Raw genomic sequence first — 11,809 nt, forward strand, 5'->3', positions numbered from 1 at the left:
CGTTTGCTGAATTTAAGCTGATGAAACCTTATTTTGCGCTAGTGAAAAAAAGGATAAACCTTGTGGTATTTTTAATGGCTATATGCACAGCGTTTTTGCTGGGACTGCAGTTGTATTGGAACTACCAGGCATATCAAAATTCCGTTAAAACCTTTAGAAGTCAAACAAATGATGCGCTTGATAAGGCTGTTGAGCAGTTGACAAATATTCGTAAAGATGAAATACTTGCTGATTATAAAAAGTGGCTGGCAGATACTAATTTAATTGTGGTAGCCTGTAAATATAATGCCGAAGCAAAGCAAACGGTTTTTACTATCAGGGATAAATACCCGATTAATAAACGAAGGCCTTTTTACTTAAGTATCAATGATTTTAAGGGTAAATTAAACCAAATTACACCCGAAGCAAAAATATTTTTTATTGATCATTTTGTAAAAGGAACTATCCGGGGAAACCTTGAAACAAAGTCAGCATATTATTTTACACAAAGTTTAGGTGATAAACTGGTTGAGGCGTACGATAAAGACAGATTGAATTTAACTCGTCTTGATTCCATATTTAAAAGGGAACTTTTAAAGCGTGATATAAACAGTTCCTACCATTTCATCGCTAAAAAATTTATTTTCAAAAACTTCAATGAAACTAATGAACCGTTAAAAGAAAATTCTTTTGGTACGCGTGCCTACAATTATGGTTTTAAAGAACCGTTCAAAGCCATCAGCGCCTGGTTCCCTGATCCTAATCTTATTTTTCTAAAAAAAATGAAATGGGTTTTATTAAGCTCATTAATACTTATCTGTATTACTATTTTTTGTTTCACTTATACAGCAAAGATCATTTTCAAACAAAAAAAGCTGGCCGAGCTGAAAAATGATTTTGTGAACAACATGACCCATGAGCTTAAAACTCCGGTTGCTACCATTAATATAGCCGCCGAGGCCATCCAGGATTTTAATTTAAGCAAAGCATCGGCAGATGAATACCTGGAGATTATCCGCTACCAGGCAGGGAACCTAACAAACCTCATTGACCAGATCCTGAAAAGTGTAGTATCGCAGCAAGAAGATGTTGCCCTTAATTTATCAAAAGTAAATATCAATCAATTAATAGGCAGCATAATACAGGAATATAAGCCACAGTCGCAATTAGCAAACGTGAACATTATTTATAAAAGCGGGGATGAAGATTTAACGGGTATGGCAGATGGCAACTTATTAAAAAATGCCATTGCCAATTTGGTGGATAACGCCATAAAATATAGTGGCCCGGATTCTTTAGTCAATATCAGTGGGCATGTTGAAAATAGCAGCATCATTATTAATGTATGTGATAATGGTCCGGGGATTCCGGCTCAATACCAGGATAAAGTGTTCGACAGGTTTTTCCGCGTACCATCCGGAGATCTTCATAATGTGAAAGGCTACGGCCTGGGGTTAAGCTATGCCAAAAGTATTATTGAAAAACATAAGGGCTCCCTATCGCTAACAAGCAAAGAGGGCCGCGGAACAGAATTTATAATCAGCATACCACTTATTTACAATGAAACAAGCCAAAGTTCTGTTACTTGAAGACGAATTGCAGCTTGCAAAAATTGTAAGTGAAAGCCTGAGGACGCGGGGCTTTGTGGTTACCCATGTTGTTAACGGCGTTTTGGGTACGGAAGCCATCCGCAAAAATGATTTTGATATTTGTATTGTAGACGTAATGATGCCCTTTATGGATGGGTTTACCTTTGTTGAACAGGTACGTAAAACAGATAAACAAATCCCCGTTTTGTTTTTAACGGCAAAATCGCAAACGGATGATGTTATAAAAGGCTACGAAGCCGGCGGCAATGATTACCTGAAAAAGCCCTTTAGCCTGGAAGAGCTGATACTGCGGCTAAACGAACTTTTACGTCGGAAAGCATCAGGCCAAACACAGGTAAGTACTGTTATAGGGCAATATACCTTTGACATGAATAAGCAGGAGTTGAGGCTTAGCGGCCGGTTATCATGCAAGCTATCGCACCGGGAAAATGAACTGTTAACCTTGCTGATCCAACACAAAAACCAGGTACTTGATCGTAAGGCCGTATTGTTAAAGCTTTGGGGCGATGATAACTTTTTTAATACCCGTACCATGGATGTTTTTATCACCAAGCTGCGTAAACACCTGCGGCACGACCCATCGGTTGAAATTATTAATATAAGGGGAGTAGGATATAAACTTACCGTTTAAATTTTAAGTTTATACATAAATATATCGCACTTTGCCTGGATTGCTTTATTACAAATAAATAAAACAAGCTCAAAAGGTAATTGTTAGTAATTGTGGACTATGAAAATTAATCTGTAATTAACTACCAGTATTAATATAAATCTTAAAAAACATGAAAAAGCTAATTAGTATGATTGCCCTGGCGGCAATCTCCTATGGAAGTGTTTATGCAATTGCGACACCGCGCATTGTTAAGTCAACAATGCAAACAGATACTACTAAAAAGAAGAAAACAAAAAGGACCAAGGATACAACAACAAAGAAAAAAGACACAATGGTTGTGAAACACTAATATTTAAAGAGGCCCCGATATCGTACCGGGGCCTCTTTAAATATGTTTATCTACAGTTCAATGCTTTCACCAATTTCTGGTAATTTTATATTTATTCCGGCTTTTATAAATTTTTCTGCAGCCTCTTCTTTATTGATCTTTATAACCGGGAAGGTATCATAATGCATGCCAATAATATTTTTGCAGTTAATAAAGCTGCTCGCTTTTAAGGCATCATCAACGCCCATGGTATAGTTATCGCCTATTGGCAGGTAGGCCCAGTCGACGTTTTCATCGGCGAGTAATTTCATGTCATAAGTTAGCGCTGTATCGCCGGCGTAATAAATGGTTTTTCCACCGGTATAAATTACAAAGCCGGCAGGGTTTCCGCCCGGTGCGCCATCAGGCATGGTGCTTGAATGTACGGCATTAACCATTTTTACACGGCCAAAATCAAAGTTAAAACCGCCGCCAATATTCATGCCGTGGGCATTATTTATGCCGTGTTTGCCAAGCCAGTTTGCAATTTCGGCAATGCAGATTATTATAGCGTCACTGCTTTTTTGGATCGCAACAAGATCGGCCACATGGTCGCCATGCCCGTGCGAAACCAGTATGTAATCAGGTTTAAGGCTATGGATGTCAATATCCTTAGCCATTGGATTTGGTGTAATAAAAGGATCAAATAACAGTTTTTTTCCTCCAGTTTCAATCATGAAGGTCGACTGTCCGTAAAAGGTAGTTTTCATAAGTAATTTTTAAATTTTTAAATAGGGGTAACGAATCCGAAACACCGCGTTTCAAAGTGCCAATTTCAGCATTCGATGTTTGATGTTAAACATCCGGATGTCAATATTCAAAATATGTTAAAACAGCCCGCCCATGCCGCCAAACATATCTTTAGTTATGGCAGCCATTTCACTCTGGCTCACATTATCGGCTTGTTCCATTGCCTTGTTTATGGCAATAACCAAAAGTTCTTCCAGTTGTTCCTTATCAGCTTCCTTAAAAAAGTCGTCATCAATAGCTACTGACAGGATCACCTTGTTGGCATTAGCATTCACCGTGATTTTACCGCCCTCGGCAGTACCGGTTACTGTAATAGCATCTAATCTTTGTTTTACCTCGCCCGCCTTTTGCTGGGCCTGCATCAGTTTATCGAACATAGCGTATTAGTTTATTGGGTTGATTAAGTTGATTAAGTGAGTAGTTGCAAAATTAAAAAACTTAATCAACCTAATCCAACTCAATCAACCACTCACTTAAACCTTAATCATCACTTGTATCGCCATTGCCATTGTATGCGCTTTTGCGTACTATAGGCATGCCTGCGGCTTTAAACAGTTCATCTAATTTTAACAGGCTGCCATTTGAAAGGTTTGACAGCAATACAATAGTAATGTCATCTTTAATATCACGCAGATAAATATGTCTAAAACCGTGCCACCAGCCTGTGTGATAAATAACCTGTTTGCCCGGTGCTTCAAAAATACGCCATCCATAGCCATAGCTAAAATGCCCGTGCACCATAGGATTACGCGCAACGTAAGCTGAATCCATAGTGGCCTGTTTTAACAGGCGCCCGGCTCGTAATGCACGGTCAAAAAGCCAAAGATCACCAACAGTGCTGTAAACACCTTTATCACCAACAGGGCCATCCAAAAAGTTCTGAACTACCGAATAGCGCCACTGGCCCCTGTCATGTCCTACCACATCAACAGGAATTTTATCATAAACCGCCTTTGAATAAACTGCTGTATTCAGCATTTTGGCAGGTTTAAAAATATGGGTCTGCACAAAATCGGCATAGGTCTGGCCGGTTACTTTCTCAATAATTGACCCAAGCACCATAAAGTTTGAGTTGTTGTACAAAAACCTGGCATTAGGTTTATTAAACGGCCGCGGTTTGTACTGTGCTATCAACGCCATCTCTTCGGCATTAGTGATCCCCTTTCTTTGGTTAAGGTGCTGACTGCGGTACAAATCATCTGTAAAATAAACATAGTTCATCATGCCAGAGCGATGGGTAAGCAGCAGGCGGATGGTAACGCCATCATAAGGAAAATCAGGAAAAAACTTTTTTACATCGTCATCCAGCTTCAGTTTTCCCTGTTCCATCAGCATTAATACTGCGGTGCTGGTAATGGTTTTAGTTACCGAAGCCAGCTCAAATTTCGAGCCTAATTTCAGGCTGTCCCGGTGCAGGTAATCGGCCCAGCCAATTGCTTTTTCATATATTATTTTGCCGTGTTTGGCAACCAGCACATTACCATTAAACGCACGCGTTTTATGCAGGTTTTGCATAACCTCGTCAATCTTTTTATCCGCATTTTTAGGATCGTAGGCTAAAAATGCTTTGGTATCAAACGGGGCATCAGGGCCGGGCAACTTTGCACTTTTATCACTTTGTTTGGAAGAGCAGGAGGCTAAAATAAACAGGAAGGAAACAATTATTATAATGGGCTTGTATACTAATCTCATAAAGCAAATATCTCACTGGATAAACGATGGCAAAAGTCAGAAATTATACAGCAGTTATAAAGTAATGTTTTAATTATTTTTCTTTTAGTTGATTGCTCTGCCTAATTTTGAGCATGAAATACTTTCAATACCTGCTGATAAGCCTTTTTGTAATTACGATTTGCAGCAAAGCATCTGCCCAAAACAATGAAGATGCCCGGGCGCTGGTTAAAGAGGGGGTAAAACTAAATGATGAAAAAAACTATGCCGGGGCAATAGAAAAATATAACCAGGCTTTAAAGTTAGATACCGGCAATTTATATGCTGATTACCAGTTGGCGTATTCTTTATTTTTATGGGATAAGGGTAAAGACGGGATCCTGTACCTTGAAAAAGTAATAAAGGGGGACACGAAGTTAAATGCAGCGGCTTATGATCTGTTAGGGCTTATTTATTTTAAAAACAAGCAATATGCCGAAGCGGAGAAAAACGCGATTGAAGCCATAAAGCTTGATCCCAAACATGCAGGCACACAGCGGATGTATGCACTGGTTTGCTTTCATCAAAACAATCGTGCGGCTGCCCTGCTTGGCTTTTGCAGCTTTATTTTACTGGAACCAAACACCGCCCGAAGCGCTGAAGCTTATGGAAATATTCAGCATATTTTACAGGGCGGAGCATTAAAGCCTGAGCCGGGTGAAATAACGTCACGCGCTATTGATGCCAACACCAATGCGCTTAACCAGGCCATAACACAGGCGGTAGCTGACTTTATTAAAAAGAGCTATGCCTCCAGCGGCGACCTGTTATCCGCCGAGTTAAAAGCCATATTTATAAATTTAGGTCAGCTGTCAGAAAAGCAAACCGGTAATGATTTTTTTAGAACGTATATGGCTGCTTACTTTTACGGGCTGGCCCAATCGCCAAACGTGCCGGCCTTCGCAAGGCTTGTGAGCGGAAGCACGCCTGAAAGTGCAAAATGGATAAAGGATAATCAACAGCAAATGACGGAGCTGGATAATTGGGTGAAGGGGGCGGAAAGAGGTTTTTAGGCACACAAACAGATTTGAAGACTTACAACTTAAATTGCACCGCCAGCAGCTCCTTCACTTTTTCACGATTAAGCTTTGATACCGGGATTTTAGTGCCATCAGTTAAAAGCAAGCTGCCGCCATCCTCGCGCAGGCGGGTTTAGCATAAAATTGTATGTATTAATTTTATAGCAACTGGCTTTAAACCACATAAAACTATAAATTTGCACCCGCATAAGATACTGTCATCATGAGTTTCAGAACCGAACACGATACCATGGGCGAGGTACAGGTACCTGCCGATAAATACTGGGGAGCACAAACCGAAAGATCACGCAATAACTTTAAAATTGGCCCCGAGGCGTCAATGCCTAAAGAAATTATTGCTGCATTTGCTTATCTTAAAAAAGCTGCCGCTTATACCAATACCGATTGCGGCGTACTGCCTGCCGAAAAACGCGACCAGATTGCACAGGTTTGCGACGAGATCCTGGAGGGAAAACTATCCGGCGAATTTCCGCTGGTGATCTGGCAAACAGGCTCGGGCACACAATCAAACATGAATGTTAATGAGGTTATTGCCAACCGTGCCCATGTTGTAGCCGGCAATAAACTGGGCGAGGGTAAAACTTTTGTCCACCCAAATGATGATGTAAACAAATCACAATCATCAAACGATACCTATCCAACTGCTATGCACATTGCCGCCTATAAAATGGTGGTTGATGTTACCATACCCGGCATTGAAAAACTGCGCGATACGCTGAAGGCAAAATCTGAAGCGTTTAAAAGCGTGGTTAAAATTGGCCGCACCCACCTGATGGATGCTACACCATTAACTTTAGGGCAGGAATTCTCAGGCTATGTGTCACAGCTCGATCATGGCTTAAAAGCATTAAGAAACACGCTTGACCACCTTGCCGAGCTGGCATTAGGCGGTACCGCTGTTGGCACAGGAATTAACACACCAAAGGGATATGATGTAAAAGTGGCCGAATATATTGCCAAATTCACTAACCTGCCTTTTCGCACCGCCGAAAATAAGTTTGAGGCACTTGCTGCCCATGATGCCATTGTTGAAAGTCATGGAGCTTTAAAGCAGATAGCCGTTTCATTAATGAAGATCGCCAATGATATCCGCATGCTGGCCTCGGGCCCGCGTTCAGGGATCGGCGAGATCCATATCCCGGATAATGAGCCGGGATCATCAATTATGCCAGGCAAGGTTAACCCAACCCAAAACGAAGCTGTTACGATGGTAGCTGCACAAGTTATGGGTAACGATGTAACTATTTCTATCGGCGGCTCAAACGGGCATTACGAGCTTAATGTATTTAAACCGGTTATGGCAGCCAATTTTTTACAGTCGGCCCGCTTAATTGGCGATGCGTGTACATCATTTAATGATCATTGTGCCGCAGGTATTGAGCCAAACTATGCCGGCATTAAAAAACACCTCGAAAATTCATTGATGCTGGTTACCGCATTAAATCCGCATATTGGCTACGAAAATGCTGCAAAAATTGCCAAAAAAGCGTTGAAGGAAAACCTTTCACTTCGCGAAGCGGCTCTTGGCCTTGGATTACTCACCAATGAGCAGTTCGACCAGTGGGTTCGGCCGGAAGATATGATCGGTAGTTTAAAATAAGCATCACCTCAAACCCCTTTCCAAAAGAGAGGGGCTTATATAAATCCATGCAAAAGCCCTTTCGCCTTTCGCCCTTTACCTTTCGCCTCCTGGCTTTTAGCTTTTTGCTTTCAGCTTTTACCTGCGCCTGCAGCTTCAATCCCGACATGCAAACACCAGGGCAAAGTTATTTGCAGGGCGAATGGCAGCAGGACTCCGTATCCGGGCAAAAGCAACTGGTAAACTATTCCTTATATCGCCTTAAATTCAGCTGCGATTCTTTTTTTATGTCGATCCATTCATACAGTAAAGTAAACACTGACTCCTGCACAAGTAAAGGTCAATGGATGGAATATTGCAAAGGTACTTACACTCAAAGGCACGACACACTGCACATGAAGGGCCTATTTTGTAATGCAGATATGACCTTAAAGGACGACAAAGGCTGTTTCCGATCAGGTGACTATGACGAGTTTTTTAAGATCAGCAAAAGAACTGATTCGCTGATCCGGTTTGCCAGTACTACAAATGTTATTCCTATCAATGCACATTTAATAAAAAGAACAACCTGTATTCCAAAACCTTTGTAACATGAAAATGAATTTTTTAAAGCAACTGGCTATATGTATCGCCATAATTTATGCACCATTGCAATCTATGGCCTGGGGTGCCCAGGGGCACCGCATTTGCGGCCAAATTGCCGATAGTTATTTAAGTGCACAGGCACGTAAAGCCATAAAAGAAATTTTAGGCAATGAGTCAATAGCCATGGCCAGCAATTGGGCTGATTTTATAAAATCAGATCCCGACTACAGCTACTTGTATAACTGGCATTTTATTGATTTTGACAAGGCTTACACATATGCCGAGATGCAGGACTACCTGGCTCATGATACCAATGTTGATGCTTATACAAAAATAAACTTCATGATTGCCGAGTTAAAAAAGAAAGACCTCGCGAAAGAGAAAAAGCTGCTTTATCTTAGGGTGCTGATCCATGTTATTGAGGATGTTCATCAGCCCATGCATACCGCGCATAAAGATGACAAAGGGGGCAACGATTTTAAAGTGAACTGGTTTAGCACGCCAACAAACCTGCATTCCATCTGGGATTCGCAGCTGATAGATTTTCAGCAGTTAAGCTATACCGAATATACAAGCGCCATTAACCATACAACCCTTGCACAGCGTAACGAATGGCAAAACGCCCCAATAGCCCAATGGTTATATGAATCGAACCAAATAGCTGAAAAACTATACACCGAAATAAAACCCGGCGATACGCTGAACTATAAATACAACTTTAACCATATTGATACCCTGAACCAGCAACTGCTAAAAGCAGGGGTTAGGTTAGCCGGGGTATTAAATAAGATTTTTGGTTAAGAGTTGTTGTAATGGTTGTAAATGTTGTAGTAGTTAAAAATGTTTAGCTACTACAACTTTAATTCGACATTAATTTTTACAACCTTTACAACAACTACAACCTTTACAACCTCAAACAATGAAAATACTAATGGTTTGCCTGGGCAACATTTGCCGCTCCCCGCTGGCACATGGGATAATGGAACACCTGGCCAATGAGCAAGGATTGGACTGGGAAATAGATTCTGCCGGGACTGGTAACTGGCATGTTGGCGAGGGCCCCGACCGCCGCTCAACCCGCACAGCCGGCGAGCATGGGATTGATATTAGTCAGCAGGTTTGCCGCTTGTTCAGGATCAGCGACTTTGACGAGTACGATCACATTTTTGTGATGGACAAAAGCAACCTCGGCGACATATTGGAGATGGCCCGCGATGATGAAGACCGTAAAAAGGTAAGATTACTACTGGGTGATAAAATAGTACCTGATCCTTATCAGGACGACAACCTGTTTGAACCCGTTTTTCAAATGATTGAGACAGGGTGTAAGGAGATAATTGAACAGTTGAGGGATGTGTAAATTAAAGATAAGAAATGGCTATATTTGATTATGTTGATTTAAAAAGAGTATTAAAGAAGTGAAATTATAGCCTAAACATTGCCAGTTCCTCGCCATTCCTCAAATAATTTTTATCCCTTTTCATGCCGGCTTTTTCAAGCACGCGTTGCGATGGGATGTTGGCCAGATCGGTTACGGCCACAAACTTTGTACCCGGCTTTACAGTAAACATGTGGGCCAAAAGCGCAACGGCCATTTCTGATGCTATGCCCTTGCCCCAATAGTCATAACGAAAGGCATAACCCAGTTCAACGTTATCGCTGCCATCATCAAAAAGGCGCAGCAGGCACATCCCGATAAAATCATCATCTGCCTTATTAAATAACCCCCAACGACCGGTAACACTGCCTGCAGGCCCTGCAACCAGGTGCTCCCTGAAGATCTTGATATGGTCTTCCCTGCTGCGAAAGGGCAGATATTGCATCACCCGTTCATCGTCATAAAGACTAAGGTACGTTTCTTCTTCTTCAGGCTTAAACCGTCGGATAATTAAGCGGGGTGTTTGGGTAATGATGCTCATTGGGTTCAAATTTATGTAATACAGATTTGTATAGCTATGGATTTTATTTATTATTTTTGTTTATGCGATATGCTATGGTAAGAGAGCTGATTACACCCGTTAATAATAAATATATTCTTAATCTGCCAGATGAAATGATTGGCAAGACGGTGGAAGTTATTGCCTTTGAAGTAGATAGTAAAGAGGATGTTTTGAAAGTAAAGCCGACTCAAAATATTCAGGATATTAAAGAAAGATATTCCCGGTATCCAATAATATCTCACGATAACTACCAGTTTAATCGTGACGAAGCGAATGATTATGAATGAGATCTTTATAGATTCAAACATAATTTTATACTTGATGGATGCTAATGATCATAAAAGATCAATTGCTCAAAACCTTTTATTACAAAAACCTTTAATAAATGCCCAGATATTAACTGAAGTAGCTAATGTTTGCAAACGCAGGTTTAAATATGACAAAGACCAAGTAGTGCAATTATGGATCGATCTGTTAACTGATTGCATTTTCGTAGAAACAACAAAATCAACATTTTTCAATAGTATTGAATTAGTAAAGAAATATAATTTTCAAATTTTTGATTCGCTTATAGTAAGCTCTGCATTAAATTCAAATTGTACAATTCTTTATTCTGAAGATATGCAACACGGCATGAAAGTAGATAATAGGCTTAGCATTATTAATCCATTTATATAAGCAATACTACACGGTTTGGCCTTCCGAACATCTAAAAGCGCTACAACCTTTCCCTCTTTTCAACTATAAAAAGTACCTTTGCCCCTTATGGCATCCATCAAACCATCCGTACCAAAAGGCACCCGCGATTTTTCACCCACCGAAATGGTGAAGCGTAATTTTATTTTTGATACCATTAAAAGCGTTTTTCGTAAATACGGCTACCAGCAGATAGAAACACCATCGATGGAAAACTTGTCGACCTTAACCGGTAAGTATGGTGAAGAAGGGGATAAGCTGATATTTAAGATCTTGAATAGCGGCGATTTTTGGGACGATGTCGAAAGCAAAAAACTAAAAGATGGAAGCTTTGAATTTAATTCAAAGAACCTTGTTTCTATAATCTCCGAAAAAGCTCTCCGCTACGATCTTACAGTCCCTTTTGCCCGCTACGTAGTACAACATCAAAACGAGATCACTTTCCCATTCAAGCGTTTCCAGGTGCAGCCGGTTTGGCGTGCAGACCGACCGCAGAAAGGCCGCTATCGTGAGTTTTTTCAATGTGATGCAGACGTGGTTGGGTCTGATTCGTTATTAAATGAAGCAGAGTTTGTATTGATCTATGATGAAGCTTTAAGCCAATTAGGCTTAAAGGATTTTACCATAAAAATTAATAATAGAAAAATTCTATCGGGAATAGCCGAACTTATAGATAAAGCTGATAACATTATTGACCTTACTGTAGCCATTGACAAATTAGATAAAATTGGCTTTGACGGGGTTATCAAAGAGCTATTGGAAAGAGGATTTACCGAAAGCGATATAGAGAAAATTAAACCTGTTATTTTATTGCAGGGCACTAACGAAGAGAAACTGGCAAGCTTGCGTACAGCCTTATCCACATCGGTAACAGGGTTAAAGGGTTGTGAGGAAATTGAAACGGTTTTGGATTACCTGAAGATCTCCAAGCCGCTAACAG

The 11,809-nt window shown here is 40.6% G+C and carries 15 protein-coding genes; 11 read left to right on the top strand and 4 right to left on the bottom strand.

Going from position 1 to position 11,809, the window contains the following annotated elements; translation table 11 throughout:
* The first annotated feature begins 41 nt into the window (after nucleotides 1–41).
* The 3 genes from JWQ54_RS11455 (at nucleotide 42) to JWQ54_RS11465 (ending at nucleotide 2,551) form a co-directional block, all read left to right on the top strand.
* Nucleotides 42–1,568 (top strand): sensor histidine kinase KdpD, encoded by a 1,527-nt coding sequence (locus tag JWQ54_RS11455; RefSeq protein ID WP_299584686.1) that lies wholly within the window; start codon nucleotides 42–44, stop codon nucleotides 1,566–1,568.
* Nucleotides 1,540–2,220: a response regulator transcription factor gene (locus tag JWQ54_RS11460; RefSeq protein WP_299584689.1), complete on the top strand. Its 681-nt coding sequence runs from the start codon at nucleotides 1,540–1,542 to the stop codon at nucleotides 2,218–2,220. Before JWQ54_RS11455 ends, JWQ54_RS11460 begins: the two co-directional genes overlap by 29 nt.
* Before the next feature lie 151 nt (nucleotides 2,221–2,371).
* Complete coding sequence (locus tag JWQ54_RS11465) at nucleotides 2,372–2,551, top strand: hypothetical protein (RefSeq protein ID WP_299584692.1); 180 nt, start codon at nucleotides 2,372–2,374, stop codon at nucleotides 2,549–2,551.
* 50 nt (nucleotides 2,552–2,601) lie between these two features.
* Here JWQ54_RS11465 and JWQ54_RS11470 read toward each other — a convergent pair whose 3' ends face one another.
* From JWQ54_RS11470 to JWQ54_RS11480, 3 genes are all read right to left on the bottom strand, one after another.
* A complete protein-coding gene (locus JWQ54_RS11470; protein WP_299584695.1) occupies nucleotides 2,602–3,279 on the bottom strand; it encodes a metal-dependent hydrolase in 678 nt (225 codons plus the stop codon).
* A 117-nt stretch (nucleotides 3,280–3,396) separates the two neighbouring features.
* Nucleotides 3,397–3,696: a YbaB/EbfC family nucleoid-associated protein gene (locus tag JWQ54_RS11475; protein WP_299584698.1), complete on the bottom strand. Its 300-nt coding sequence runs from the start codon at nucleotides 3,694–3,696 to the stop codon at nucleotides 3,397–3,399.
* Between the two features lie 103 nt (nucleotides 3,697–3,799).
* A complete protein-coding gene (locus tag JWQ54_RS11480; RefSeq protein WP_299584701.1) occupies nucleotides 3,800–5,011 on the bottom strand; it encodes a serine hydrolase in 1,212 nt (403 codons plus the stop codon).
* Between the two features lie 113 nt (nucleotides 5,012–5,124).
* On the opposite strand from JWQ54_RS11480, the gene JWQ54_RS11485 reads away from it, so the two are divergent.
* The 5 genes from JWQ54_RS11485 to JWQ54_RS11505 all read left to right on the top strand — a co-directional run bounded on the left by JWQ54_RS11485 (nucleotide 5,125) and on the right by JWQ54_RS11505 (nucleotide 9,593).
* Nucleotides 5,125–6,042, top strand: a complete 918-nt coding sequence (locus tag JWQ54_RS11485) for a tetratricopeptide repeat protein (protein WP_299584704.1) — start codon at nucleotides 5,125–5,127, stop codon at nucleotides 6,040–6,042.
* A 229-nt stretch (nucleotides 6,043–6,271) separates the two neighbouring features.
* The gene (fumC, locus tag JWQ54_RS11490) at nucleotides 6,272–7,669 is read left to right on the top strand and encodes a class II fumarate hydratase (protein ID WP_299584707.1); all 1,398 of its coding nucleotides are present in this window, start codon (nucleotides 6,272–6,274) and stop codon (nucleotides 7,667–7,669) included.
* A gap of 47 nt (nucleotides 7,670–7,716) precedes the next feature.
* Nucleotides 7,717–8,238 (top strand): fumarate hydratase, encoded by a 522-nt coding sequence (locus tag JWQ54_RS11495; protein WP_299584710.1) that lies wholly within the window; start codon nucleotides 7,717–7,719, stop codon nucleotides 8,236–8,238.
* Nucleotide 8,239: 1 nt separating this feature from the next.
* Entirely contained in the window at nucleotides 8,240–9,034 is a 795-nt protein-coding gene (locus JWQ54_RS11500; RefSeq protein WP_299584713.1) for a S1/P1 nuclease, read from the top strand.
* A gap of 118 nt (nucleotides 9,035–9,152) precedes the next feature.
* Nucleotides 9,153–9,593, top strand: coding sequence for a low molecular weight protein-tyrosine-phosphatase (locus JWQ54_RS11505; protein ID WP_299584716.1), 441 nt, complete (start codon nucleotides 9,153–9,155; stop codon nucleotides 9,591–9,593).
* 64 nt (nucleotides 9,594–9,657) lie between these two features.
* On the opposite strand, the gene JWQ54_RS11510 is transcribed toward JWQ54_RS11505, so the two are convergent.
* Nucleotides 9,658–10,152 (bottom strand): GNAT family N-acetyltransferase, encoded by a 495-nt coding sequence (locus JWQ54_RS11510; protein ID WP_299584719.1) that lies wholly within the window; start codon nucleotides 10,150–10,152, stop codon nucleotides 9,658–9,660.
* Nucleotides 10,153–10,226: 74 nt separating this feature from the next.
* Between JWQ54_RS11510 and JWQ54_RS11515 the strand changes: the two genes are divergently transcribed.
* The 3 genes from JWQ54_RS11515 to JWQ54_RS11525 form a co-directional block, all read left to right on the top strand.
* A complete protein-coding gene (locus JWQ54_RS11515; protein ID WP_299584722.1) occupies nucleotides 10,227–10,460 on the top strand; it encodes a hypothetical protein in 234 nt (77 codons plus the stop codon).
* Nucleotides 10,453–10,851 carry a PIN domain-containing protein gene (locus JWQ54_RS11520; protein ID WP_299584725.1) on the top strand — a complete coding sequence of 133 codons (399 nt, stop codon included), beginning with the start codon at nucleotides 10,453–10,455 and terminating at the stop codon, nucleotides 10,849–10,851. The genes JWQ54_RS11515 and JWQ54_RS11520 overlap by 8 nt, the downstream gene beginning before the upstream one ends.
* An 87-nt stretch (nucleotides 10,852–10,938) precedes the next feature.
* A partial coding sequence (locus JWQ54_RS11525; protein WP_299584728.1) for an ATP phosphoribosyltransferase regulatory subunit occupies nucleotides 10,939–11,809 on the top strand: 871 nt, incomplete at its 3' end.

This window comes from Mucilaginibacter sp., assembly GCF_028288225.1.
Classification (GTDB): domain Bacteria; phylum Bacteroidota; class Bacteroidia; order Sphingobacteriales; family Sphingobacteriaceae; genus Mucilaginibacter.

Excerpts from the sequence above, each read along its gene's own strand:
- JWQ54_RS11460 (WP_299584689.1), top strand. The coding sequence starts at position 1,540 with ATGAAACAAGCCAAAGTTCTGTTACTTGAAGACGAATTGCAGCTTGCA.
- JWQ54_RS11465 (WP_299584692.1), top strand. The coding sequence starts at position 2,372 with ATGAAAAAGCTAATTAGTATGATTGCCCTGGCGGCAATCTCCTATGGA.
- JWQ54_RS11470 (WP_299584695.1), bottom strand. The coding sequence starts at position 3,279 with ATGAAAACTACCTTTTACGGACAGTCGACCTTCATGATTGAAACTGGA.
- JWQ54_RS11475 (WP_299584698.1), bottom strand. The coding sequence starts at position 3,696 with ATGTTCGATAAACTGATGCAGGCCCAGCAAAAGGCGGGCGAGGTAAAA.
- JWQ54_RS11480 (WP_299584701.1), bottom strand. The coding sequence starts at position 5,011 with ATGAGATTAGTATACAAGCCCATTATAATAATTGTTTCCTTCCTGTTT.
- JWQ54_RS11485 (WP_299584704.1), top strand. The coding sequence starts at position 5,125 with ATGAAATACTTTCAATACCTGCTGATAAGCCTTTTTGTAATTACGATT.
- fumC (WP_299584707.1), top strand. The coding sequence starts at position 6,272 with ATGAGTTTCAGAACCGAACACGATACCATGGGCGAGGTACAGGTACCT.
- JWQ54_RS11495 (WP_299584710.1), top strand. The coding sequence starts at position 7,717 with ATGCAAAAGCCCTTTCGCCTTTCGCCCTTTACCTTTCGCCTCCTGGCT.
- JWQ54_RS11500 (WP_299584713.1), top strand. The coding sequence starts at position 8,240 with ATGAAAATGAATTTTTTAAAGCAACTGGCTATATGTATCGCCATAATT.
- JWQ54_RS11505 (WP_299584716.1), top strand. The coding sequence starts at position 9,153 with ATGAAAATACTAATGGTTTGCCTGGGCAACATTTGCCGCTCCCCGCTG.
- JWQ54_RS11510 (WP_299584719.1), bottom strand. The coding sequence starts at position 10,152 with ATGAGCATCATTACCCAAACACCCCGCTTAATTATCCGACGGTTTAAG.
- JWQ54_RS11515 (WP_299584722.1), top strand. The coding sequence starts at position 10,227 with ATGGTAAGAGAGCTGATTACACCCGTTAATAATAAATATATTCTTAAT.
- JWQ54_RS11520 (WP_299584725.1), top strand. The coding sequence starts at position 10,453 with ATGAATGAGATCTTTATAGATTCAAACATAATTTTATACTTGATGGAT.